The organism is Streptomyces sp. Y2F8-2 (genome assembly GCF_014905555.1).
GTDB classification, from domain to species: domain Bacteria; phylum Actinomycetota; class Actinomycetes; order Streptomycetales; family Streptomycetaceae; genus Streptomyces; species Streptomyces cynarae.
Window position 1 is genome coordinate 85,581 of record NZ_BNGS01000001.1, and the last position, 22,639, is coordinate 108,219.

The following is a 22,639-nucleotide window of genomic DNA, read 5'->3' on the forward strand; positions in this document are numbered from 1 at the left end:
GGTGCTCCGACTGACCTGGGTCCAGCCCGAGGACCTCCTCGGCCATGAACTCCGCCAGGCGGAGCAGGACGGACGGGAGCCGTCGGCGATCGCGGCGAGGTGGAGGGCGGCGGGCGGCCCACCTGCGCCCCTGACCGCCGGCGCGTCACCGGTTACGGCGTCCCCGTACCTGCGCCTGCTCGCAAAGGACTTGCTGGACGAACTGGCCGACCTGCCGAGCAGCTTGGCGGAACACGAGCCGACGGACCTGGCCCGGATCAGGGCGCTGTGCCGGAACTGGCCTGCTCGAACTGCGGGCAGTCGTGCCGCTGGGATGGCACCGGTGGAAGCTGGGGGAACCCCCTCTGGGGCAGGCACCCCGCAAGCGCAGGCGGGCGAAACCCACCCCCGAGCAATCCCCACCGAGGCGCACCTCGAAGCCGCCTGGCTGGGACGAGCCGCCGGCTGCCTCCTCGGCAAACCGGTCGAAAAGCTCCCCCTGGACGGCATCCGCCGACTCGCCGAAGCCACCGGCAACTGGCCGTTGCACACCTGGTTCACGGCCCGCGGGCTACCCGCAGACCTGGCCGAGCAGTACCCGTGGAACCGTCGCTCCGCAAAGAACTCCCTCGCCGAGAACATCGACGGCATGCCCGAGGACGACGACCTCAACTACCCCCTGCTGAACCTGCTGTTGCTCGGCCGCCACGGCAAGCACTTCACCACCACCGACGTCGCCCGGCTCTGGCTCGACGAACTCCCCGCCGCCCGCACCTTCACCGCAGAACGCGTCGCCTACCGCAACCTCCTGTCCGGCATCGAACCCCCACGCACCGCCCGCCACCGCAACCCCTTCCGCGAATGGATCGGCGCCCTCATCCGTGCCGACGTGCACGGCTGGACCAACCCCGGCGACCCGGCCGCCGCGGCCGAACAGGCCCACTGCGACGCCACCCTCACCCACACCGGGAACGGCGTCTACGCGGCGATGTTCACCGCGGCCGCCATCGCCGAGGCGGCCACCGGCGCCCACGACGTCCACCACTGCCTGCGCACCGGCCTCACCGTCGTCCCGCCCGCCTCCCGCCTCGCACGCGCGGTCCGCCACGCGATCCGACTGGCCGAATCCACCCCCGACTTCGACGCGGTGGTCGACGAACTGCACGCCGCCCACCGCGGCTACCACTGGGTCCACGCCATCCCCAACACCGCCCTGATCGCCGCCGCCCTCACCCACGCCGACGGCGAGTTCACCGGATCCATCTGCCGTGCGGTGTCCGGAGGGTGGGACACCGATTCGAACGGCGCGACGGCCGGCAGCATCGCCGGACTGCTGGCCGGACATCCCACCGCGCTCCCCGACCGCTGGACCACTCCCCTCAAGAACCGGCTCGCCACGTCCGTCGGCGACTTCAACGGCATCGGCTTCGATGCCCTCGCCCACCTCACCCACCGGGAGGCCCACCGCTCATGACCGCACCTCTCGCCGGCCTCCGCGTGCTCGACCTCGCGACCCTCTTCGCCGGCCCGCTCGCCGCCACTCTGCTCGGTGACTTCGGCGCCGAGGTCATCAAGGTCGAGCACCCGGCCCGTCCCGACCCCTCCCGCGGCCACGGCCCGACGAAGCACGGCGTAGGGCTGTGGTGGAAACTGCTCGGCCGCAACAAGCGCACGATGACACTCGACCTGTCCAAGCCGGGTGGCCGTACGACACTGCTGCGGCTCGCCGAGACCGCCGACGTGATCGTCGAGAACTTCCGCCCCGGCACCCTGGAGAAGTGGGCCCTGGGCTGGGACGAGCTGTCCGCCGCGAACTCCCGTCTCGTGCTCGCCCGGGTGACCGCGTTCGGCCAGTTCGGCCCGTACGCGCACCGCCCCGGCTTCGGCACGCTCGCGGAGGCCATGAGCGGGTTCGCGGCGATCACCGGGGAGCCGGACGGGCCGCCGACGCTCCCGCCGTTCGGGCTGGCCGACTCGATCGCGGCCCTGGCGACGGCGTACGCGGTGATGACCGCACTGGCGGCCCGGGAACGCACCGGGACGGGCCAGGTGGTGGACATGGCGATCATCGAACCGATCCTCACCGTCCTGGGCCCGCAGCCCATCTGGTACGACCAGCTGGGCCACGTCCAGGGGCGCACCGGCAACCGCTCCCAGAACAACGCCCCGCGCAACACCTACCGCACCGCGGACGGCGGCTGGGTCGCCGTCTCGGCCTCCGCCACGTCCGTCGCCGAGCGGGTGATGCGCCTGGTCGGCCGCCCCGAGCTGATCGACGAGCCGTGGTTCGGGACGGGCGAGGAGCGGGCCCGGCACGCGGACGTGCTCGACGAGGCCGTCGGCGGATGGATCGCCGGCCGCACCCGCGCGGAGGTGCTGAAGGCGTTCGAGGACGCGGAGGCCGCGGTGGCGCCGGTGCAGGACGTGCGCGAGGTGATGACCGACCCGCAGTACGCCGCGCTGGGCACGATCGCCACGGTCCCGGACGATCCGGAGCTGGGCCGCCTACGGATGCAGAACGTCCTGTTCCGCCTCTCCGCCACGCCCGGCGCGATCCGCTGGGCCGGCCGTCCGCACGGCGCGGACACGCGGGCGGTCCTGAGCGAACTGGGCCTGACGGCTCCCGAGATCGCCGCGCTCGAGGCGGAGGGTGCGCTATGACCCCTCTCACCCTGCTGTACGCGCCCGGGGACCGCCCGGAGGTGGTGGGCAAGGCGCTCACCTCCGGGGCGGACGTGGTGCTGGTCGACCTGGAGGACGCGGTCGCCCCGGACCGCAAGGCGTACGCGCGGGCGGCGACGGCGGAACGTCTCGCGCAGCGCCCGCCGGTGCCGGTCCATGTCCGGGTGAACGCGCTGGACAGCCCCTGGGGCGAGGCGGACCTCACGGCGCTCACGACGCTCGTGGGTCTCACGGGGCTACGCCTGCCGAAGGTGACGTCGCCCTCGGACGTCGTCCGTGTCGCGCGACGTGCCGTACGGGCGGACGGCACGGTCGTCCCCCTCCACGCCCTTCTGGAGACGGCCCTGGGGGTGGAGCGCGCGTTCGCGATCGCGTCGGCGCATCCGGCCGTGCGGGGCATCGCGCTGGGCGAGTCGGACCTCCGGGCCGACCTGGGCGTACGGGAGGACGCGGGGCTCGACTGGTCGCGGGCGCGGGTGGTGGTGGCGGCCCGGGCCGCCGCGCTGCCGCCGCCGGCCCAGTCGATCTACCCGGACACACGGGACCTGGAGGGCCTCGCGGCGTCCTGCGCGCACGGCCGCAGCCTGGGCTTCCTGGGCCGGGCGGCGATCCATCCCCGTCAGCTCCCGGTCATCGAACGCGCCTACGCACCGACCCCGGAGGAGATCACGCGAGCGGAGGAAACCCTCAAGGCCGCCGCCCTGGACCAGGGCGCCCAGGCCCTCCCCGACGGCCGCTTCATCGACACGGCGGTGGTGAGAGAGGCGTACAGAACCCTGTCGTTGGCCCGCCGGAGGCGTTGAGGACCGCACACGCGCCGGGGCGCCGTATCCACTGGATACGGCGCCCCGGCAACGCAGGAACGTCCCTCAGCCCTTCTGGGCCGACTCGGCCTCGTCCTGCGACGTCTTCGCGGTCCCCTCGGCCTCCGCCTGCTCCGCGGCCTTCGGAACCGTCGGCTTCTCGTCCTCCGGCTCGGGCTCGCCCTTCTGCTCCGGCTCCCCGGAGTCGGCGTCCCCCTCGGCCTCGCCGTCGGCAGCACCCGGCTCGACCTCTGCCTCCCGGCCCGGCCTGACCCGCGACGACACCACCATGTACGTCACGGCCAGCAGGAACACCAGAATCGCGGTCCAGTCGTTCAGCCTGAGGCCCAGGATGTGGTGCGCGTCGTCGACCCGCATGTACTCGATCCAGCCGCGGCCCACGCAGTACGCGGCCACGTACAGCGCGAACGCCCGGCCGTGCCCCAGCTTGAAGCGGCGGTCCGCCCAGATCACCAGGAACCCGACCCCGATGCACCACAGCGACTCGTACAGGAACGTCGGGTGGTAGTAGCCCGGCACCCGCCCGTCCGTGGAGGAGGTGATGTGCAGCGCCCACGGCAGATCCGTCGGCCGCCCGTACAGCTCCTGGTTGAACCAGTTGCCCCAGCGTCCGATCGCCTGCGCGAAGGCGATCCCGGGTGCGACGGCGTCGGCGTACGAAGGAAGCGTGATGCCCCGGCGACGGCAGCCGATCCACGCGCCGACCGCACCGAGCGCGATCGCGCCCCAGATGCCGAGCCCGCCCTGCCAGACCTTGAAGGCGTCCACCCAGTCACGGCCCTCGCTGAAGTACAGCTCGTAGTCCGTGATCACGTGGTAGAGCCGCCCGCCGACCAGGCCGAACGGCACGGCCCAGACCGCGATGTCGGCCACCGTGCCCGCCCGGCCGCCCCGGGCGATCCAGCGTTTGTTGCCGAGCCACACGGCTACGAAGACACCGATGATGATGCAGAACGCGTAGCCGCGCAGCGGAATGGGGCCGAGGTACAGCACTCCGCGCGAGGGGCTGGGAATGTAGGCAAGTTCCATGGCAGGAACGACGCTACCCTGCCGGACACGCAGCGTGGCAACCCACCCGGCTACGGGTCCATAACGTACGACTCCCCCGGCCTATCGGACACCGGGGATCGCGGGCGCCCACGGCCTCAGGACTTGCCTGCCGCCTGCACCATCTGCTTCAGCTTGGCCGGTGTCATCGTGCGGTCCTCGAAGAGGTTCTTCCCGCCGAGGAGCACCGTCGGCGTGCCGGAGAAGCGGGCGCTCTGGAACGCGGCGTTCGACTTCACCACCCAGCTGTCGTGCGTGCCGTCCTTGACGCACTTCTGGAAGGCCGGGCTGTCGAGGCCGCCGACCTTGCCGGACAGCTCGATCAGCTTGGCCTTGTCCGCGAACGTGTCCTGCGTCTCCTTGGGCTGGTTGTCGTACAGCACGTCGTGGTAGCTCGAGAACTTTCCGGCGTCCTGCGCGCACGCCGCCGCGCCCGCCGCTGCGCGGGAGCCGCTGCCGCCCAGATTTCCGTCGATGAGCGTGACCAGGTGGTACTCGACTCTGAGCTGTCCGGCGTCGACCAGCTGGTGGATCGTCGGGCGGTAGGCGGTCTCGAAGGCCCGGCAGGCCGGGCAGCGGAAGTCCTCCCACACCGTGAGGGTCGACTTGGCGGAGTCCTTGCCGACGGGGATCGCGAGGGCACCCTTGCCCGTCGCCCCGGAGGGCGCGATGGCGGGGCCGGATGCGCCGCTCCTGCCGCTCTTGCCGGCGTTCGCCGCCAGGACGCCCACCACCGTCGCCAGCGCCAGGACACAGACGACCGAGGCGCCCACGATCAGCGCGCGGCGGCGCTTGTCCGCGGCCCTCTGCTTCTGTCGCTCGACCGCCAGCCGCTCGCGGGCGTTGCGCTTTCCTTCACGGTTCTTCTCGCTCACATCCGGCAGAACGAACCGGGGAGGCGCAGCGCGCCTCCCCGGCCTCAGGTCCACTCGTTCGAGTGAGCGGTATGCCGCTCTCAGCTCACACGCTGCCGCGGACGCCTTCCGCCAGCTCGCCCGCCAGCGTGCGTACCCCCTCGAGGGCCGCCGCCTCGTCGGGTGCGTCCAGCATCCGCTTCACGAACGCCGAGCCGACGATCACGCCGTCCGCGAAGCCGGCCACCTCGGCGGCCTGGGCCGCGCCTGAGACGCCGAGGCCGACGCAGACCGGCAGGTCGGTGGTGGCGCGGGTGCGCCGGACCAGGTCCTGGGCCTGCGCGCCGACCGTCTCGCGGGTGCCGGTGACGCCCATGAGCGAGGCCGCGTAGACGAAGCCGGAGCCCGCCGCGGTGATCTCGGCGAGCCGTGCGTCCTTGCTGCTGGGCGCGACCACGAAGACCGTGGCGAGTCCGTGCTTCTCAGCGTGCTCCCGCCACAGGGCCGACTCCTGCACGGGCAGGTCGGGCAGGATGCAGCCCGCGCCGCCCGCCTCGGCCAGCTCGGCGGTGAAGCGCTCGACGCCGTAGCGGTCGATCGGGTTCCAGTACGTCATCACGAGAATGGGCTTGCCGGTGGACTCGAAGGCCTCGCGGACCGTGCGCATCACGTCGGCGATCTTCACGCCGCCGCGCAGCGCGATGTCGTCGGCGGTCTGGATGACGGGGCCGTCGAGGACGGGGTCGCTGTGCGGCAGGCCCACCTCGACGACGTCGGCGCCGCCGTCGAGGACCGCCTTGATGGCGGCGATGCCGCCGTCGACGGTCGGGAAGCCGGCCGGCAGATAGGCGATGAGCGCGGACCGGCCCTCCGCCTTCGCGGCGGCGAGGGTGTCGGACAGCAGTTGGATGTTCCCGCTCACTGGGCGTCCCCCTCGATCTCCGCGGCGTCGGTGTCGGCGTCCGCGGCGACGGACGCGTCGGTGTCGTACAGGCCGAAGTACCGGGCGGCGGTGTCCATGTCCTTGTCGCCGCGCCCCGACAGGTTGACGACGATCAGCCCGTCCTCACCGAGCTCCCTGCCGACCTCCAGGGCACCGGCGAGGGCGTGGGCGCTCTCGATGGCCGGGATGATGCCCTCGGTGCGGGACAGCAGGCGCAGCGCCTGCATGGCCGCGTCGTCGGTGACGGCCCGGTACTCGCCGCGGCCGCTGTCCTTGAGGTAGGAGTGCTCGGGGCCGATGCCCGGGTAGTCGAGGCCCGCGGAGATCGAGTAGGGCTCGGTGATCTGGCCTTCGTCGTCCTGCAGGACGTAGGACCGGGAGCCGTGCAGGATGCCGGGCTCGCCGGCGGTGAGGGTGGCGGCGTGCTCGCCGGTCTCGACGCCGTGTCCGGCGGGCTCGCAGCCGATGAGGCGTACGCCCTCGTCGGGGATGAAGGCGTGGAAGAGGCCGATGGCGTTCGACCCGCCGCCCACGCAGGCGATGGCGGCGTCCGGCAGCCGCCCGGCGCGCTCGAGGAGCTGCCGCCGCGCCTCCACGCCGATCACGCGGTGGAAGTCGCGCACCATGGCCGGGAAGGGGTGGGGGCCCGCGACGGTGCCGAAGAGGTAGTGGGTGTGGTCGACGTTGGCGACCCAGTCGCGGAACGCCTCGTTGATGGCGTCCTTGAGGGTGCGGGAGCCGGACTTCACGGCGATGACCTCGGCGCCGAGCATGCGCATGCGGGCGACGTTGAGGGCCTGCCGCTGGGTGTCGATCTCGCCCATGTAGATGGTGCACTCGAGCCCGAACAGGGCGCAGGCGGTGGCGGTGGCGACGCCGTGCTGGCCGGCGCCGGTCTCCGCGATGACCCGCGTCTTGCCCATCCTCCTGGTGAGGAGGGCCTGCCCGAGGACGTTGTTGATCTTGTGTGAGCCGGTGTGGTTGAGGTCCTCGCGCTTGAGGAACACCCGTGCGCCGCCGGCGTGCCGGGCGAACCGCGGCACCTCGGTGAGGGCGCTGGGCCGGCCGGTGTAGTTCACGAGCAGGTCGTCGAGTTCGCGGGCGAACTCGGGGTCGGCCTTGGCCTTCTCGTACTCGACGGCCACCTCGTCCACGGCGGCGACGAGCGCCTCCGGGATGAACTTGCCGCCGAACGCGCCGAAGTAGCCCTCGGCACTGGGGACCCGGCCTTCCGGGTCGGGGATGAAGAACTCGCTGGGCATGCGGAAACCTCACGGTGAGTTGTGAATACCAATCGCCGTGGGGGCGGGGCTGATCAGTCGGCCTCGGGCCACCTGTGGCTCACCGCGCCGACGCGGCCGGGCCTCATGGTCGGGAACTGCCCCGCGCCCCTTGCGGGGCGCTGCCATCGCATGCCGTTGACCTGCCCCGGCTCGTCACCGATGACATACCGCACCCGGCGCCCGTGCACCCGGCGTGCAGGCGCGCGGCAGCCGCGGGGGCGGCAGCCGCGGGCCAGGCGGGCGTACCGGTCCCTGGTCGTCACGATGGTCGGAACAGTCATCGGCGCTCACCCTACAGGGACGTCAGTCCCGCCCGTGGCGCAGTGCCGGATGTGCGCCCGCGGCCACCAGGTCGGCGACGGCCGTCTTCGGGTCGCGCCCGGTCACCAGGGACTCGCCGACGAGTACGGCGTCGGCGCCCTCGTTGGCGTACGCGATCAGGTCGTGCGGTCCGCGGACCCCGGACTCGGCGACCTTGACGATCCCGCCGGGGATCTCGGGGGCGACCCGCTCGAACGTGGTGCGGTCCACCTCGAGGGTCTTGAGGTTGCGCGCGTTGACGCCGATGACCTTGGCTCCGGCGTCCACCGCCCGCTCGACCTCGTCCTCGTCGTGCACCTCGACGAGCGGGGTGAGCCCGATGGAGACCGCGCGTTCGATCAGCGACTCCAGGGCCGGCTGGTCGAGGGCGGCGACGATCAGCAGCGCGAGGTCGGCGCCGTACGCCCGGGCCTCCCACAGCTGGTAGGAGGTGACGATGAAGTCCTTGCGCAGCACAGGGATGTCGACCCGGGCCCGGACGGCCTCCAGGTCGGCCAGCGAGCCGCCGAAGCGGCGCTGCTCGGTCAGGACGGAGATGACGGCCGCGCCGCCCGCCTCGTAGTCCGCGGCGAGCCCCGCCGGGTCGGCGATCGCGGCGAGCGCACCCTTGGACGGGCTGGAGCGCTTGACCTCGCAGATCACCTTGACCCCGTCACCGCGCAGGGCGGCGACGCCGTCCTTGGCGGCGGGAGCCTTCGCCGCGCGCTCCTTGAGCTCGTCGAGGCTGACGCGTGCCTGCCGCTCCGCGAGGTCGGCACGGACTCCGTCGATGATCTCGTCGAGCACACTCACGCGAGCGGCCCCCTTCCTGACGGTTGACGATGGGGTGAGGTCCACGGGGTCGGGCCTCGGTCCACCGGAGCCGCCTCGGCGGGCGAAACCGATGGTCACTGCGATGGTATCCGGAGCACGGCCCAAGGCTCACATCCGGTGGCGGCCGGTCCCATTACCTGGACATTCACAGATTGATCACGGGTGCAGCCAGCCACCGAACGGCAGGTTCCGGACAACGGTGAAGACCAGTACCAGTGCGCCCAGGCTCCACAGCTGCACCGGCGTGAGGTCGATCCGCAGCGCTCGTCCCCGTACCGCGAGCACCGCCCACACGGTCCACACCACGGCGAAGACCAGGAAGCCGGTGACGGCGAGAGCGTTGTCGTGCAGCGCCGTGAGGACGTCCCCGTGGACGAAGGCGTGTGCGCTGCGCAGTCCGCCGCAGCCGGGGCAGTACACGCCGGTGTAGCGCAGCAGCGGACAGACCGGGTAGTGGCCGGGTCGGTTCGGGTCCACCGCTCCGACGTAGGCGAAGGCCCCGGCGACGGCCGCGAGCACCCCGGCGGGCACCGCGATGCGACGGAGCGCGGCTGCGCCGCCGGTGCCGCCGTGGTGCGGGGTCACGCTCGGGGATTCAGCGTTCATCCCACGCATTCTGCCCGCCCGCCGCCGCGGGTGCGCGGGTACGCGAGAGGCGGCTCCCGTACGCACCGTGCGGGGCCGCCTGTCGTCCGGAGCCGGGGGAGGGCTCAGTGCTCCGTCGCCTCCGCGGGCTGGTGCGCCGAGTGCGCCTGCGTCTTCGGCTGGCCGAGACCCATCTGGCGCATGATGCCGCCGACGACGCCACCGAGGACGCAGAGCGCGATGCCCGCCCAGAAGCCGACCGGCTGGGCCATCACGGTGAAGGCGCCCGAGACGCAGAAACCGATGAAGGCGATGATGACACCGGTCCAGGCGGCCGGGGTGTGACCGTGGCTGCTGCCCGCCATGACTTGCTCCTTGTTGGCTCTATGTGCGTGGGTGAGTCGAAGCTCGGCGCCCATTGTCCCGTACCCGTGCGTATGGGGTGAGCGCGGGGTCTCACTGTCCGATTCGGGGCTCGGAGCGCCTCCGGGGCACCCCTTCGGCTCAGGCGCCGGTGGGGTCCTCGCCCCGGTCGAGGGCCTTCCACAGGTCCTCGGGACGGTCGGGGTCGACGGGCTTCGTCCGGCGCGGACGGGGGGTGCCGTCGCGCTCGTAGCGGCCGGACATCGCGGGCCACAGCCGGCCGTAGCGCAGGGCGAGCAGCCCGGCGAGGAGGAGCAGCGCGCCGCCGGCGGCCGCGACGTACGGCCACGCGGAGTGCGTGAGCGCGGTCGCGGTCGCGGAGGTGTCACCGGCCGCCTGTGCCGCCTTCTCGTCGAGCGCGGAGTTGTCGGAGGCGCCCAGCAGCGCGGCGGCGATGGTGCCGGCGCCGGAGAGTGCGAGCAGCAGGGAGACGAGGAGGCGCCCGGTGCTGCGGACGGCGAAGACGGCGACGAGTGCGGCGAGGCCCACTATGGCGAGGGCCGCGGGGACGCCCGTGACGTCGCTGCCCTTGGCGGTCAGCGAGTAGTCGCCGCCGGCCACCGCCACGGTCCCCGCCGACCAGCTCTGCCGGGTGGAGAGCAGCGCCACGGCAGCGCCGGCCGCCCCGCACAGCAGGGCGACGGCGAGGCTGCGCCGGGCGGGCCGGAGGGGTGCGGCGGCCTCGGAACGGGGGTGAGGTACGGCAGTCACGTACTCCACTATCGCCTGAACCCCGGCAGAACCGTCATCCGGGGTCCGTCAACCCATGACCGCACCACCGTTTCCCCATGGGCATCCCAGCGTCAGGCCATGCGCTCCCCGTCGAAGGCAAAAAGAAGTCACAGCTTCAACGTTCTTCTTGTTGTCGTGCGCAGGACATTCATAGGTTCTGCGCGGTCGTCGCGCACACCCACGCCGACGGCTGTACGGCGCACCCCCCACATGTCTCTCCGGTTCACCCACTCATGGAGGACGTACGTTGCGCAGAACCGTTTCCGCCGGTGCCGTGGCCACACTGGCCACCGCCGCCCTCGCCCTGGCCGCTCCCGTCGGCCAGGCCGCGTCCACCACATCCACGGCGCACGGCGTCACCGTCGCGCACTCGTGCGCGGCCCCGACGCAGAAGAACGTCATGGCCTGCAACGCTCTCAAGGTCACCGCGGGCACCCCCAGGTCCGCACACGCGGAGAGCGACCTGACGGCCGCGGCCACCCCCGCCGGCTACGGCCCCGCCTCGCTGCAGGCGGCCTACAAACTGCCCTCGTCGACCGGCGGTTCGGGCCAGACGGTGGCGATCGTCGACGCGTACGACGACCCGAACGCGGAGGCCGATCTCGCCGTCTACCGCTCCCAGTACGGCCTGTCCGCCTGCACCACGGCGAACGGCTGCTTCAAGAAGGTCGACCAGAACGGCGGCACGAGTTATCCGCGCGGCGACTCCGGCTGGGCCGAGGAGATCTCCCTCGACCTCGACATGGTCAGCGCGGCCTGTCCCAACTGCAAGATCCTCCTGGTGGAGGCGAGCTCGGCGAGCATGACGAACCTCGGCACGGCCGTGAACACCGCGGTGAGGCTGGGCGCGAAGTTCGTCAGCAACAGCTACGGCGGCAGCGAGTCCTCCAGCGACGCGACGTACGACTCCTCGTACTTCAACCACCCTGGCGTCGCCATCACGGTCTCCTCCGGTGACAACGGCTACGGCGTCGAGTACCCGGCCGCCTCCAAGTACGTGACGGCGGTGGGCGGTACGTCGCTGAGCACCGCGTCCAATGCGCGCGGCTGGACCGACACGGTGTGGAGCGGGGCGGGCTCCGGCTGCTCGGCGTATGACGCCAAGCCGGCCTGGCAGAGCGATGGCGGGTGCGCGAAGCGCACCGTCGCCGACGTATCGGCGGTCGCCGACCCGAACACCGGCGTCGCGGTCTACGACAGCTACCGCTCGGCCACCGGCTGGATGGTCTTCGGCGGCACCAGCGCCTCGGCGCCGCTGATCGCGGCGACGTACGCGCTGGCGGGCGCCCCGTCCTCCGGCTCGTCTCCGGCGTCCTTCCCCTACGCCCACCCGTCGGCGCTGTACGACGTCACCAGCGGCTCCAACGGCAGCTGCTCCGGTTCGTACCTGTGCACCGGCACCACCGGGTACGACGGGCCCTCGGGCCTCGGTGTCCCGAACGGCACGGCGGCGTTCACGGGCTGACCGTCACGGCGACGTGAGCCTGTTGGCCGTGTGCACCGCGCGGAGGACGGCGGCCGCCTTGTTGCGGCACTCGTCGTCCTCCGCCACCGGGTCGGAGTCGGCGACGATGCCGGCTCCGGCCTGCACGTACGCCGTGCCGTCGCGCAGCAGGGCCGTACGGATGGCGATGGCGGTGTCGGAGTCGCCCGCGAAGTCGAGGTAGCCGACGCAGCCGCCGTACAGCCCGCGCCGGGACGGCTCGAGCTCGTCGATGATCTGCATCGCGCGCGGCTTCGGCGCACCGGAGAGGGTGCCCGCCGGGAAGCAGGCGGTGAGCACGTCGAAGGCCGTGCGCCCGGCCGCGACCCGTCCGGTGACCGTCGAGACGATGTGCATCACGTGGGAGTACCGCTCGATCGACATGAAGTCGACGACCTCCACCGAGCCGGGTTCGCACACCCGGCCGAGGTCGTTGCGGCCCAGGTCGACGAGCATCAGGTGCTCGGCGCGCTCCTTGGGGTCGTCGAGCAGCTCCTCGGCGAGGGCCTGGTCCTCCTGCGGGGTGGCGCCGCGGTGCCGGGTGCCGGCGATGGGGTGGACCATGGCCCGGCCGTCCTCGACCTTCACCAGGGCCTCCGGGGACGACCCGACGACGTCGAACGCATCTCCGTCGCCGCAGGGGAACCGGAACAGGTACATGTACGGCGAGGGGTTGGTGGCCCTGAGCACCCGGTAGACGTCCAGCGCGCTCGCGGTGCACGGCGTCTCGAAGCGCTGCGAGGGGACGACCTGGAAGGCCTCGCCCGCGCGGATGCGCTCCTTGATGTCCTCGACCGCGTCCCGGAAGTCCTCGCCGCCCCACCGGGCGGTGTACTCCGGCAGTTCGGAGGGCGGCAGGACGGCCGGGGGCTGGGCGACCGCGCGGGACAGGTCGGCCTCCATGGCGTCGAGGCGGGCCACCGCGTCCGCGTAGGCCTCGTCGACGCCCGTGTCGAGGTCGTTGTGGTTGATCGCGTTGGCGATCAGCAGGACCGAGCCCTCCCAGTGGTCCATGACCGCCAGGTCGCTGGTCAGGAGCATGGTCAGCTCGGGCAGCTTCAGGTCGTCGCGCTCGCCTGGGCCGATCTTCTCCAGGCGGCGCACGATGTCGTAGCCCAGGTAGCCGACCATGCCGCCGGTGAAGGGCGGCAGGCCCAGGTCGTGGGCGAGGTCGCGGGGCGTGTGCAGGGCCTCGATGGTGGCCCGCAGGGCGGCCAGCGGGTCGCCGTCCGTGGGGACGCCGACGGGCGGGGTGCCGAGCCAGTGGGCCCGGCCGTCGCGCTCGGTCAGGGTGCCGGCCGAGCGGACGCCGACGAAGGAGTAGCGCGACCAGGACCGGCCGTTCTCCGCGGACTCCAGCAGGAAGGTTCCGGGGCGCTCCGCCGCGAGTTTGCGGTAGAGCCCGACCGGGGTGTCGCCGTCGGCGAGGAGCTTGCGCGTGACCGGGATGACGCGGCGGTCGGTGGCCAGCTTGCGGAACGTCTCGAGGTCCATGGCGGCCGACCTTACTGATCCGCGGACGCCGGGGAGGAGGCGGCGTCCTTGAGCAGCACGTCGGCGTCGAAGCAGGTGCGGTCGCCGGTGTGGCAGGCGGCGCCCACCTGGTCGACCTTGACCAGCACGGTGTCGGCGTCGCAGTCGAGCGCGACCGACTTCACGTGCTGCACATGGCCCGAGGTGTCGCCCTTGACCCAGTACTCCTGACGGCTGCGCGACCAGTAGGTGCAGCGGCCGGTCGTGAGGGTGCGGTGCAGTGCCTCGTCGTCCATCCAGCCCAGCATCAGCACCTCACCGGTGTCGTACTGCTGGGCGATGGCGGGGAGCAGCCCGTCGGCGCTGCGCTTGAGGCGCGCGGCGATCTCGGGGTCCAGGCCGCTGGGCCTGCTGGGCGAAGGCGTGCTGGTCATGCGGACCATTGTGCCGCGCCGCACCGACATGCCCGGTCACCGTCCGCTGCGCGGACCGGTCCCCCGGTCGTACGCTGACTGCATGTCGACCCATGCCAAGCGTGAACGACTCCTCCTCGCGGACCTGTTGGAGGCCACGGGCCCCGACGCGCCCACGCTGTGCGAGGGCTGGAAGACCCGTGACCTCGCCGCGCACGTCGTGGTGCGCGAACGCCGTCCGGACGCCGCCGGGGGCACGCTGATCAAGCAGCTCGCGCCGCGCCTGGAGAAGGTGATGGAGGAGTACACCGCGAAGCCGTACGAGGAGCTGATCCAGCTGGTCCGTACCGGCCCGCCGCGCTTCTCGCCCTTCTCCCTGAAGCAGATCGACGAGGCGGCCAACACGGTCGAGTTCTACGTCCACACGGAGGACGTGCGCCGGGCGCAGCCCGACTGGACGCCGCGGGAGCTGGACCCGGTCTTCCAGGACGCCCTGTGGTCCCGCCTGGAGCGCACGGCCCGCCTGACCGGTCGCGGCGCCCCGACGGGCCTGGTCCTGCGCCGCCCGAACGGCCAGACGGCGGTCGCCCACCGGGGCACCCCGGTGGTGACGGTCACCGGCGAGCCCTCGGAACTGCTGATGTTCGCGCTGGGTCGGCAGCGGGTGGCGGACGTGGAGCTGGACGGCGAGAAGGAGGCGATCACTCAGGTGCGGGAGACGAAGCAGCTGGGGATCTGAGCGGGCGGCTCAGCGGGGAAGTTCGGCCCGGCGCAGGTCGCGGGCGCCCAGGAGGACGACCCCGGCCAGCCCGCAGACCGCCGCGCTGACGACGAACACCGGGCCGGTGCCCCAGGCGCCGATGGCGGCGGCGGTCAGCGGCATGCTGAGCGGGGCGAGACCCAGGCTGACCAGGCTGGAGACGGCGGTGACACGGCCCAGGTAGGCGGGCGCGGCCTGGGTCTGCAGCAGGGCGCCGCACATCGCGCCGCTGAGTCCGGCGAGGAGGCCGATGAGCAGGGCCACCCCCGCAGCCGCCGCGGCAGCCGGCACGCAGGCGAGGGCGCCGATCGCCACGGAGCCCGCGAGGATCGCGTACGAGGCCACATGCCCCGCGTGAGACACCGTTCCGCGCACGGCCAGCAGCAGCGAGACAGCCGCCGCCCCGGTCCCGAAGCCGGCCAGCACCCAGCCCATCCCGGAGGCCCCCCAGCCACGCTCGTCGGCCAGCAGGGTCAGGCCCACGTTGAGCGGTCCGACGAACCCGAGGTCGCCGAGGGCGATGGCCAGCACCAGCGGGGCGAGGATGCGATGCCGGCGGATGTAGCGCAGGCCCGCCACCAGGTCGCGCCAGGCGGTGGTGTCCCGGGCGCCCGGGTTGTCGTCCGGGGGCAGTTCTCGCATGCGCACGGAGACCAGCAGCGGTACCGACACGGCGATCAGCAGCCCGGCGAGCCCGAAGGCGGCCGCCGCACCGCCGCACGCCACCCCGAGTCCGCCCAGCGGCGCGCCGGCCACGCTCGCGAACCGGTACGCCAGGCCCCGCAGGCCCTGGACGCGGGCAAGCTGTCCCTTGGCCGTGATCCGGGCCGGCAGGGCTCCGACGGCGGGTACGAACACCGCGTCGACCGTGCCGAAGACCAGCGCCAGCAGGGCCAGCGGCCACAGGCCGCTGGTGACGAACAGCAGGGCCGCCACCGCCAGCACGGCCGCGCAGCGCACGGCGTCGCTGCCGATCACGACCTTCCGGGGCCCGAGCCGGTCGACGACCACTCCCCCGCCCAGCATCAGTAACGCCCGCGGCAGGGCGCTGACCGCCATCACGGCGCCCGCCTGCGCGGGCGACCCCGCCCGGACCGCCGCCCAGGAGAGGGCGATGTAGTAGACGTTGTCGCCCATCATCGACGCGGTGTAGGCGGCGAGCCAGCGCAGGACGTTGCCATCGCGGTGGGCAGGTCGCTCGGCGGCGAGCAGCCCGGCGGAGGTCGCGGGCACGGTGCTCAAGGCAGTGTGGCCTCTTTCAGGGACGGTAGGGGAATCCGTACACGTGGAGCGCGACGTTCTCACGCCCTTCGGTCTCACCGGCGGCCGCGCGGGCGCGCGCCTGCTCGTTGTGCTTCCTGATCAGGGCGTCCAGCTCGCGGGAGAGATCGGCCAGTTCGGCGGCCGTCATGCGCGGCAGGTACTCGGAGTCGATGGCGGCGCCGTTCCACTCGGAGCCCCAGTGGGGTCGTTCGTCGAGGTGGCGGAGGTAGAGCTCGCTGCGCTGCTCGTGGAAGAGCCGGGAGGCCGCGGTGTGCGCGGCCACCTTCTCCGGAGCATCCCTGAAGTCCTCCTCATGGATGCTGATGCCGTCCGACGCGGGCTGCCACCAGCGTTCGCGTCCGTCCTCGCTCTGCGGCTCGGCCTCTTCGATCAGCCCGTGTTCGGCGAGCTTGCGCAGGTGGTAGCTGACCAGCGACACGGCCTCGTCGACCAGTTCCGCGAGCCGTGAGGCGGTGGCCACCCGCTCGAGGTACAGCGCCCGGAAGAGCTTCATCCGCAAGGGATGCGCGAGTGCCTTCAGCGTGCCCATGTCGTTGATCCGGCGGTCCTCCCTGCTTGCCATGCCGCCACGGTAGATACGAGAGAAATATTGCGCAATAGATATTGCGCAACTTCCCTTTCGCATCTCCCCGTGAAAAAGCCCCGGCCACCCCACGGTGACCGGGGCCCAAACTCAGCGCGGCGTCACCTCACGGGGTGGCCCGCCTCCCGCAGCGTCTGCTTCACCTCTCCGATCCGCAGGTCCCCGAAGTGGAACACCGACGCCGCCAGGACCGCGTCCGCGCCCGCCGCGACGGCCGGGGGGAAGTGGGTCAGTGCGCCCGCGCCGCCGGAGGCGATGACCGGGACCGTGACGTGCTTGCGGACGGCCGCGATCATCTCCAGGTCGTAACCGTCCTTCGTGCCGTCCGCGTCCATCGAGTTCAGCAGGATCTCGCCCGCGCCCAGCTCCGCCGCCCGGTGCGCCCACTCGATCGCGTCGATGCCGGTGCCGCGGCGGCCGCCGTGGGTCGTCACCTCGAAGGAGCCGGACGAGCCATCGCGCGAAGGCGTGCGGCGCGCGTCCACCGAGAGCACCAGAACCTGGCGGCCGAAGCGCTCAGCGATCTCCCGGATCAGGTCCGGACGGGCGATGGCGGCCGTGTTGACGCCCACCTTGTCGGCGCCCGCCCGCAGCAGCTTGTCCACGTCCTCGGCCGTCCGCACCCCGCCGCCGACGGTCAGCGGGATGAACACCTGCTCGGCGGTGCGGCGCACCACGTCGTACGTCGTCTCCCGGTTGCCCGAGGAGGCGGTGATGTCCAGGAACGTCAGCTCGTCGGCGCCCTCGGCGTCGTACACCTTCGCCATCTCGACGGGGTCGCCCGCGTCGCGCAGGTTCTGGAAGTTGACTCCCTTGACGACCCGGCCGTTGTCCACGTCCAGGCAGGGGATGACTCGGACCGCCAGGGTCATGAATCCACGGCTCCTCTTGCTGCTTCTAGCCTCTGAAGGCTTCCAGTTCCACTTCCACCAGGATGCGCGGGTCGACGAAACCCTCCACCACCAGCAGGGTCGCCACCGGGCGCACCGAGTCGAACAGCTCCTTGTGGGCGCGGGCCACCTCGTCGACGTCCCGCTGATGCGTCAGGAACATCCGGGTCCGGACGACCGACTCCGGGCCGAGACCGAACTCGGCGATCGCCTCCAGCGCGCTGGTGAAGGCCACCTTCGCCTGCTCGTACGGGTCGCCCTCCCCGTAGAGCACGCTGCCCTTGAAGGACGTCGTGCCGCCCACCAGGACGCGGTCGCCCGCCGCGACGGCGCGCGAGAAACCGAAGGACTCTTCCCAGGGACTTCCGCTCTGCACGCGCCGTACGGCTTCCGACGTCATGACGACACAGCCTCCAAGGCCTCTTCCAGGGTGAACGCCTTCGCGTACAGGGCCTTCCCGACGATCGCCCCCTCAACCCCCGCAGGGACCAGGCCGGCGATCGCCCGCAGGTCGTCCAGCGACGACACGCCGCCGGAGGCGACCACCGGGCGGTCCGTCGCCGCGCAGACGTCGCGCAGCAGCTGGAGGTTCGGGCCCTGCAGCGTGCCGTCCTTGGCGATGTCGGTGACGACGTACCGCGCGCAGCCCTCCTTGTTGAGGCGCTCCAGCGTCTCGTAGAGGTCGCCGCCGTCACGGGTCCAGCCGCGGCCGCGCAGCGTGGTGCCGCGGACGTCCAGGCCCACCGCGATCTTGTCGCCGTGCTCGGCGATGACCCTGGCGACCCACTCGGGGGTCTCCAGGGCGGCCGTGCCGAGGTTGACGCGCGTGCAGCCGGTGGCCAGGGCGGCGGCCAGGGTGTCGTCGTCGCGGATGCCTCCGGACAGCTCCACCTTGATGTCCATCGCCTTGGTCACCTCGGCGATCAGCGCGCGGTTGTCCCCGGTGCCGAACGCGGCGTCCAGGTCGACCAGGTGCAGCCACTCGGCGCCCGCCCGCTGCCAGGCGAGGGCGGCCTCCAGCGGGGAGCCGTAGGAGGTCTCCGTGCCGGACTCGCCGTGCACGAGGCGGACCGCCTGGCCGTCGCGGACGTCGACGGCGGGGAGGAGTTCGAGCTTGGCCATGTCTCTACAGGGTTCCGATCCAGTTGGTGAGCAGCTGCGCGCCGGCGTCGCCGGACTTCTCGGGGTGGAACTGCGTGGCCCACAGGGAGCCGTTCTCCACGGCCGCCACGAACGGCTTGCCGTGCGTCGACCAGGTCACCTTGGGGGCGCTCATCGCCGGGTTGTGCGTCTCGAGCTGCCAGTCGTGGACGGCGTAGGAGTGCACGAAGTAGTAGCGCGCGTCCGCGTCCAGCCCGGCGAACAGCTCGGAGTCGGCCGGTGCCTCGACCGTGTTCCAGCCCATGTGGGGCACGACGTCCGCCTGGAGCTGCTCGACCCGGCCGGGCCACTCGGCGAGGCCCTCGGTCTCGACGCCGTGCTCGATGCCGAGGCCGAACAGGATCTGCATGCCGACGCAGATGCCCATCACGGGGCGCCCTCCGGCCAGCCGGCGGTCGATGATCCAGTCGCCGCGCGCCTCCTTCAGCCCCTGCATGCAGGCGGCGAAGGCGCCGACGCCCGGCACCAGCAGGCCGTCGGCGTTCATGGCGCGGTCGAAGTCGCGGGTGATCTCCACGTCGGCGCCCGCGCGCGCAAGGGCGCGCTCGGCGGAGCGGACGTTGCCGAAGCCGTAGTCGAAGACGACGACCTTCTTGGAGGTCTTCGACGTCTTTCGGGGAGTGCTCGGGGTGCTCAATTCCACACCTCCAGACGCATGACGCCCGCGACGAGACACAGCGCCGCGCCGATCGAGAGCAGCACGATCAGGCTCGTGGGCATCTTCTGCTTGACGAAGGAGATGATCCCGCCGACGAGGAACAGGCCGACGACGATCAGTACGGTCGAGGTGCCGTTCATGGCTTACAGCGCGCCCTTCGTGGACGGGAGGATGCCGGCCGCGCGCGGGTCGCGCTCGCTGGCGTATCGCAGGGCCCGGGCCAGCGCCTTGAACTGGCACTCCACGATGTGGTGGGCGTTGCGCCCGTAGGGCACGTGCACGTGCAGCGCTATCTGGGCCTGGGCGACGAAGGACTCCAGGATGTGCCGGGTCATCGTGGTGTCGTACTCGCCGATCATCGGCGCCATGTTCTCGGGCTCGGTGTGCACGAGGTACGGGCGGCCGGACAGGTCGACGGTGACCTGGGCGAGGGACTCGTCGAGCGGGACGGTGCAGTTGCCGAAGCGGTAGATGCCCACCTTGTCGCCGAGCGCCTGCTTGAAGGCGGCGCCGAGCGCGAGGGCGGTGTCCTCGATGGTGTGGTGCGAGTCGATGTGCAGATCGCCGTCGGTCTTCACGGTCAGGTCGAACAGACCGTGCCGGCCCAGCTGGTCGAGCATGTGGTCGTAGAAGCCGACGCCGGTGGCGATGTCGGTCTTGCCGGTGCCGTCGAGGTCGATCTCGACGAGGACCGAGGTCTCCTTGGTGGTGCGCTCCACGCGCCCAACGCGGCTCATGCGCTCTGCTCCTTCGGGGGTGTGGGGGTGTCCCCCACAAGACACTGCTTGGGGGTGTGGGGGTATCCCCCGCAAAACACTGCACGTACCGCGTCGAGGAACGCGTCGTTCTCCTCCGGGGTCCCGGCGGTGACCCGCAGCCACCCCGGTACGCCGTTGTCCCGGACCAGCACGCCCCGCTCCAGGATCTTCCGCCAGGCCTCGTGCGCGTCGGGGAAGCGCCCGAACTGCACGAAGTTGGCGTCGGACTCGGTGACGTCGTAGCCGATCGCGCGCAGCTCGGCGACCAGCCGGTCCCGCTCCGACTTCAGCTGCTCGACGTACTTCAGCAGCGTGTCGGTGTGCTCCAGGGCGGCCAGGGCGGTCGCCTGGGTGACCGCCGACAGGTGGTAGGGCAGCCGGACCAGCTGGACGGCGTCCACGACCGCCGGGTGCGCGGCGAGGTAGCCGAGCCGCAGGCCGGCGGCGCCGAACGCCTTCGACATGGTGCGCGAGACGACGAGATTCGGCCGACCTTCGAGCAGCGGCAGCAGCGAGGAGCCGTGGCTGAACTCGATGTACGCCTCGTCCACGATCACCATGGACGGCTTGGCCGCCTGCGCGGCCTCGTACAGGGCGAGGACCGTCTCGGGCGGGACCGCGTTGCCGGTGGGGTTGTTGGGAGTGGTGATGAAGACGACGTCCGGCCGGTGCTCGGCGATCGCCTTCTCGGCGGCGGCGAGGTCGATCGTGAAGTCCTCGTTGCGCGGGCCCGAGATCCAGCCGGTGCCCGTGCCGCGCGCGATGAGCCCGTGCATCGAGTACGACGGCTCGAAGCCGATCGCGGTGCGGCCGGGCCCGCCGAAGGTCTGCAGCAGCTGCTGGATGACCTCGTTGGAGCCGTTGGCCGCCCACACGTTCTCGAGGGCGACTTCGTACCCGCCGGTCCTCGTCAGGTACTCGGCCAGCCTCGTGCGCAGTTCGACCGCGTCCCGGTCCGGGTAGCGGTTCAGGCCGCGGGCGGCCTCGCGAACGCGCTCGGTGATCCGTTCGACCAGCGGCTCGGGCAGCGGGTACGGGTTCTCGTTGGTGTTCAGCCGTACGGGCACGTCGAGCTGGGGGGCGCCGTAGGGGGTCTTGCCGCGCAGCTCGTCCCGGACGGGAAGATCGTCGATTCCGAAGCTCACTTGCTCTCAGGCACCTTCCAACCGAACCTTGCCTTGATCGCCGCGCCGTGCGCGGGCAGGTCCTCGGCGTCCGCCAGCGTCACCACGTGGTGCGCCACCTCGGCCAGCGCGTCCCGCGTGTAGTCGACGATGTGGATGCCGCGCAGGAAGGACTGGACGGACAGGCCGGAGGAGTGGCAGGCGCAGCCTCCGGTCGGCAGCACATGGTTGGAACCGGCCGCGTAGTCGCCGAGGGAGACCGGCGCCCAGGGGCCGACGAAGATCGCGCCCGCGTTCCTGACGCGGTCCGCGACCGCGGCGGCGTCGGCGGTCTGGATCTCCAGGTGCTCGGCGCCGTACGCGTCGACGACGCGCAGGCCCTCGTCGATGCCGTCGACCAGCACGACGGCGGACTGCTTGCCGGCCAGCGCCGGGCGGATCCGGTCCTCGATGTGCCTGGTGGCGGCGACCTGCGGCTCGAGCTCCTGCTCCACGGCGTCCGCGAGCTCGACGGAGTCGGTGACGAGGACGGCGGCCGCCAGCGGGTCGTGCTCGGCCTGGCTGATCAGGTCGGAGGCCACGTGCACCGGGTCGGCGGTGGAGTCGGCGAGGATCGCGATCTCGGTGGGGCCGGCCTCGGTGTCGATGCCGATCCTGCCGGTGAAGTAGCGCTTGGCGGCGGCGACCCAGATGTTGCCGGGACCGGTGACCATGTTCGCGGGCGGGCAGGACTCGGTGCCGTACGCGAACATCGCGACGGCGGTGGCGCCGCCGGCCGCGTACACCTCGTCGACGCCGAGGAGGGCGCAGGCGGCGAGGATCGTCGGGTGCGGCAGGCCGTCGAACTCGGCCTGGGCCGGAGAGGCCAGGGCGATCGACCCGACACCGGCCTCCTGGGCCGGGACCACGTTCATGATCACGGACGACGGGTAGACGGACCGGCCGCCGGGCGCGTACAGACCCACGCGGTCCACCGGCACCCACTTCTCGGTCACCGTGCCGCCGGGCACCACCTGTGTGGTGTGCGTGCTGCGGCGCTGCTCGCGGTGGACGAGACGGGCGCGGCGGATGGACTCCTCCAGGGCCGCGCGGACGGCCGGGTCGATCTGCTCCAGCGCGTCCTTCAGGGCCTGGTCCGGAACCCGGACCGATGTGAGGCGCACTCCGTCGAACTTCTCGGCGAAGTCGATCAGCGCCGCGTCGCCACGATGATGCACGGCTTCGCAGATCGGACGCACCTTCTCCAGTGCGGCCGAAACGTCGAAGTCGGCTCGGGGCAGCAGGTCGCGCAGGGCGGGGCCCTCCGGGAGGGCGTCGCCGCGCAGATCGATTCGGGAGATCACAGCCCCAATTCTCGCAGACGGCACCGACGGGCCGGACGGCCGTATCAATGGCTGATACAGAGCGTGGACGGGCGGACGGCTCGGTGGCGGGCCGGTCGGGCGCGGGCGGCAGGGGACGGATCGGTGGGAGACACGGCGTGTCGCAGCCGGGGCGGAGCGCTCGGTGAGCGGTGCCGGGCCGGCTGGCCGGATTCGATGGGTGGGGGCAGGGGGCGGAAGATCC

26 protein-coding genes are annotated in these 22,639 nt (G+C 72.0%); 5 read left to right on the forward strand and 21 right to left on the reverse strand.

The annotated features are described in order from the left end of the window. Position 1: 1 nt before the first annotated feature. The 3 genes from SY2F82_RS00395 to SY2F82_RS00405 are packed head-to-tail and all read left to right on the forward strand — an operon-like array spanning position 2 to position 3,464. Positions 2-1,453, forward strand: coding sequence for an ADP-ribosylglycohydrolase family protein (locus SY2F82_RS00395; protein WP_200416882.1), 1,452 nt, complete (start codon positions 2-4; stop codon positions 1,451-1,453). Then, positions 1,450-2,640, forward strand: coding sequence for a CaiB/BaiF CoA-transferase family protein (locus tag SY2F82_RS00400; protein WP_200416883.1), 1,191 nt, complete (start codon positions 1,450-1,452; stop codon positions 2,638-2,640). Before SY2F82_RS00395 ends, SY2F82_RS00400 begins: the two co-directional genes overlap by 4 nt. Next, positions 2,637-3,464, forward strand: a complete 828-nt coding sequence (locus SY2F82_RS00405; protein ID WP_200416884.1) for a CoA ester lyase — start codon at positions 2,637-2,639, stop codon at positions 3,462-3,464. The genes SY2F82_RS00400 and SY2F82_RS00405 overlap by 4 nt, the downstream gene beginning before the upstream one ends. A gap of 66 nt (positions 3,465-3,530) precedes the next feature. On the opposite strand, the gene lgt is transcribed toward SY2F82_RS00405, so the two are convergent. The 9 genes from lgt to SY2F82_RS00450 all read right to left on the reverse strand — a co-directional run bounded on the left by lgt (position 3,531) and on the right by SY2F82_RS00450 (position 10,474). After that, positions 3,531-4,514 (reverse strand): prolipoprotein diacylglyceryl transferase, encoded by a 984-nt coding sequence (gene lgt / locus SY2F82_RS00410; protein ID WP_200416885.1) that lies wholly within the window; start codon positions 4,512-4,514, stop codon positions 3,531-3,533. A gap of 116 nt (positions 4,515-4,630) precedes the next feature. After that, entirely contained in the window at positions 4,631-5,407 is a 777-nt protein-coding gene (locus tag SY2F82_RS00415) for a thioredoxin domain-containing protein (RefSeq protein ID WP_200416886.1), read from the reverse strand. Positions 5,408-5,492: 85 nt separating this feature from the next. Then, positions 5,493-6,308 carry a tryptophan synthase subunit alpha gene (trpA, locus tag SY2F82_RS00420; protein ID WP_200416887.1) on the reverse strand — a complete coding sequence of 272 codons (816 nt, stop codon included), beginning with the start codon at positions 6,306-6,308 and terminating at the stop codon, positions 5,493-5,495. Next, entirely contained in the window at positions 6,305-7,591 is a 1,287-nt protein-coding gene (gene trpB / locus SY2F82_RS00425; RefSeq protein WP_200416888.1) for a tryptophan synthase subunit beta, read from the reverse strand. The genes trpA and trpB overlap by 4 nt, the downstream gene beginning before the upstream one ends. A 53-nt stretch (positions 7,592-7,644) precedes the next feature. After that, positions 7,645-7,893 carry a tryptophan biosynthesis modulator TrpM gene (gene trpM, locus SY2F82_RS00430; protein ID WP_200416889.1) on the reverse strand — a complete coding sequence of 83 codons (249 nt, stop codon included), beginning with the start codon at positions 7,891-7,893 and terminating at the stop codon, positions 7,645-7,647. 22 nt (positions 7,894-7,915) lie between these two features. Beyond that, positions 7,916-8,725 (reverse strand): indole-3-glycerol phosphate synthase TrpC, encoded by an 810-nt coding sequence (trpC, locus tag SY2F82_RS00435; protein WP_200416890.1) that lies wholly within the window; start codon positions 8,723-8,725, stop codon positions 7,916-7,918. A gap of 177 nt (positions 8,726-8,902) precedes the next feature. Beyond that, a complete protein-coding gene (locus SY2F82_RS00440) occupies positions 8,903-9,361 on the reverse strand; it encodes a DUF2752 domain-containing protein (protein WP_200416891.1) in 459 nt (152 codons plus the stop codon). Between the two features lie 95 nt (positions 9,362-9,456). Beyond that, complete coding sequence (locus SY2F82_RS00445) at positions 9,457-9,696, reverse strand: HGxxPAAW family protein (RefSeq protein ID WP_200416892.1); 240 nt, start codon at positions 9,694-9,696, stop codon at positions 9,457-9,459. Between the two features lie 139 nt (positions 9,697-9,835). Next, entirely contained in the window at positions 9,836-10,474 is a 639-nt protein-coding gene (locus SY2F82_RS00450) for a TIGR02234 family membrane protein (protein WP_200416893.1), read from the reverse strand. A 259-nt stretch (positions 10,475-10,733) separates the two neighbouring features. On the opposite strand from SY2F82_RS00450, the gene SY2F82_RS00455 reads away from it, so the two are divergent. Continuing rightward, complete coding sequence (locus tag SY2F82_RS00455; protein WP_200416894.1) at positions 10,734-11,951, forward strand: S53 family peptidase; 1,218 nt, start codon at positions 10,734-10,736, stop codon at positions 11,949-11,951. A 3-nt stretch (positions 11,952-11,954) separates the two neighbouring features. Here SY2F82_RS00455 and SY2F82_RS00460 read toward each other — a convergent pair whose 3' ends face one another. Further along, positions 11,955-13,463: an anthranilate synthase component I gene (locus SY2F82_RS00460; protein WP_200416895.1), complete on the reverse strand. Its 1,509-nt coding sequence runs from the start codon at positions 13,461-13,463 to the stop codon at positions 11,955-11,957. 11 nt (positions 13,464-13,474) lie between these two features. Beyond that, positions 13,475-13,876 (reverse strand): phosphoribosyl-AMP cyclohydrolase, encoded by a 402-nt coding sequence (gene hisI / locus SY2F82_RS00465; protein ID WP_200416896.1) that lies wholly within the window; start codon positions 13,874-13,876, stop codon positions 13,475-13,477. Between the two features lie 82 nt (positions 13,877-13,958). Here hisI and SY2F82_RS00470 point away from each other — a divergent pair, with 82 nt between their 5' ends. Then, complete coding sequence (locus SY2F82_RS00470) at positions 13,959-14,594, forward strand: TIGR03085 family metal-binding protein (RefSeq protein WP_200416897.1); 636 nt, start codon at positions 13,959-13,961, stop codon at positions 14,592-14,594. Positions 14,595-14,603: 9 nt separating this feature from the next. Here SY2F82_RS00470 and SY2F82_RS00475 read toward each other — a convergent pair whose 3' ends face one another. The 10 genes from SY2F82_RS00475 to hisD form a co-directional block, all read right to left on the reverse strand. Further along, positions 14,604-15,857 (reverse strand): MFS transporter, encoded by a 1,254-nt coding sequence (locus SY2F82_RS00475; protein ID WP_374707107.1) that lies wholly within the window; start codon positions 15,855-15,857, stop codon positions 14,604-14,606. 16 nt (positions 15,858-15,873) lie between these two features. After that, positions 15,874-16,461, reverse strand: a complete 588-nt coding sequence (locus SY2F82_RS00480) for a transcriptional regulator (RefSeq protein WP_200416898.1) — start codon at positions 16,459-16,461, stop codon at positions 15,874-15,876. A gap of 122 nt (positions 16,462-16,583) precedes the next feature. Then, a complete protein-coding gene (gene hisF / locus SY2F82_RS00485) occupies positions 16,584-17,354 on the reverse strand; it encodes an imidazole glycerol phosphate synthase subunit HisF (RefSeq protein WP_200416899.1) in 771 nt (256 codons plus the stop codon). Positions 17,355-17,379: 25 nt separating this feature from the next. Continuing rightward, positions 17,380-17,772, reverse strand: a complete 393-nt coding sequence (locus SY2F82_RS00490; protein WP_200416900.1) for a RidA family protein — start codon at positions 17,770-17,772, stop codon at positions 17,380-17,382. Beyond that, positions 17,769-18,494: a bifunctional 1-(5-phosphoribosyl)-5-((5-phosphoribosylamino)methylideneamino)imidazole-4-carboxamide isomerase/phosphoribosylanthranilate isomerase PriA gene (gene priA / locus SY2F82_RS00495; protein WP_200416901.1), complete on the reverse strand. Its 726-nt coding sequence runs from the start codon at positions 18,492-18,494 to the stop codon at positions 17,769-17,771. The genes SY2F82_RS00490 and priA overlap by 4 nt, the downstream gene beginning before the upstream one ends. Before the next feature lie 4 nt (positions 18,495-18,498). Continuing rightward, a complete protein-coding gene (hisH, locus tag SY2F82_RS00500; protein ID WP_200416902.1) occupies positions 18,499-19,170 on the reverse strand; it encodes an imidazole glycerol phosphate synthase subunit HisH in 672 nt (223 codons plus the stop codon). Continuing rightward, positions 19,167-19,331 carry a hypothetical protein gene (locus SY2F82_RS00505; RefSeq protein ID WP_200416903.1) on the reverse strand — a complete coding sequence of 55 codons (165 nt, stop codon included), beginning with the start codon at positions 19,329-19,331 and terminating at the stop codon, positions 19,167-19,169. The genes hisH and SY2F82_RS00505 overlap by 4 nt, the downstream gene beginning before the upstream one ends. 3 nt (positions 19,332-19,334) lie before the next feature. Beyond that, complete coding sequence (gene hisB, locus SY2F82_RS00510) at positions 19,335-19,928, reverse strand: imidazoleglycerol-phosphate dehydratase HisB (protein WP_100825690.1); 594 nt, start codon at positions 19,926-19,928, stop codon at positions 19,335-19,337. Continuing rightward, the gene (locus tag SY2F82_RS00515) at positions 19,925-21,094 is read right to left on the reverse strand and encodes a histidinol-phosphate transaminase (protein ID WP_200416904.1); all 1,170 of its coding nucleotides are present in this window, start codon (positions 21,092-21,094) and stop codon (positions 19,925-19,927) included. The genes hisB and SY2F82_RS00515 overlap by 4 nt, the downstream gene beginning before the upstream one ends. Then, entirely contained in the window at positions 21,091-22,416 is a 1,326-nt protein-coding gene (gene hisD, locus SY2F82_RS00520) for a histidinol dehydrogenase (protein ID WP_200416905.1), read from the reverse strand. The genes SY2F82_RS00515 and hisD overlap by 4 nt, the downstream gene beginning before the upstream one ends. Between the last annotated feature and the right edge of the window lie 223 nt (positions 22,417-22,639).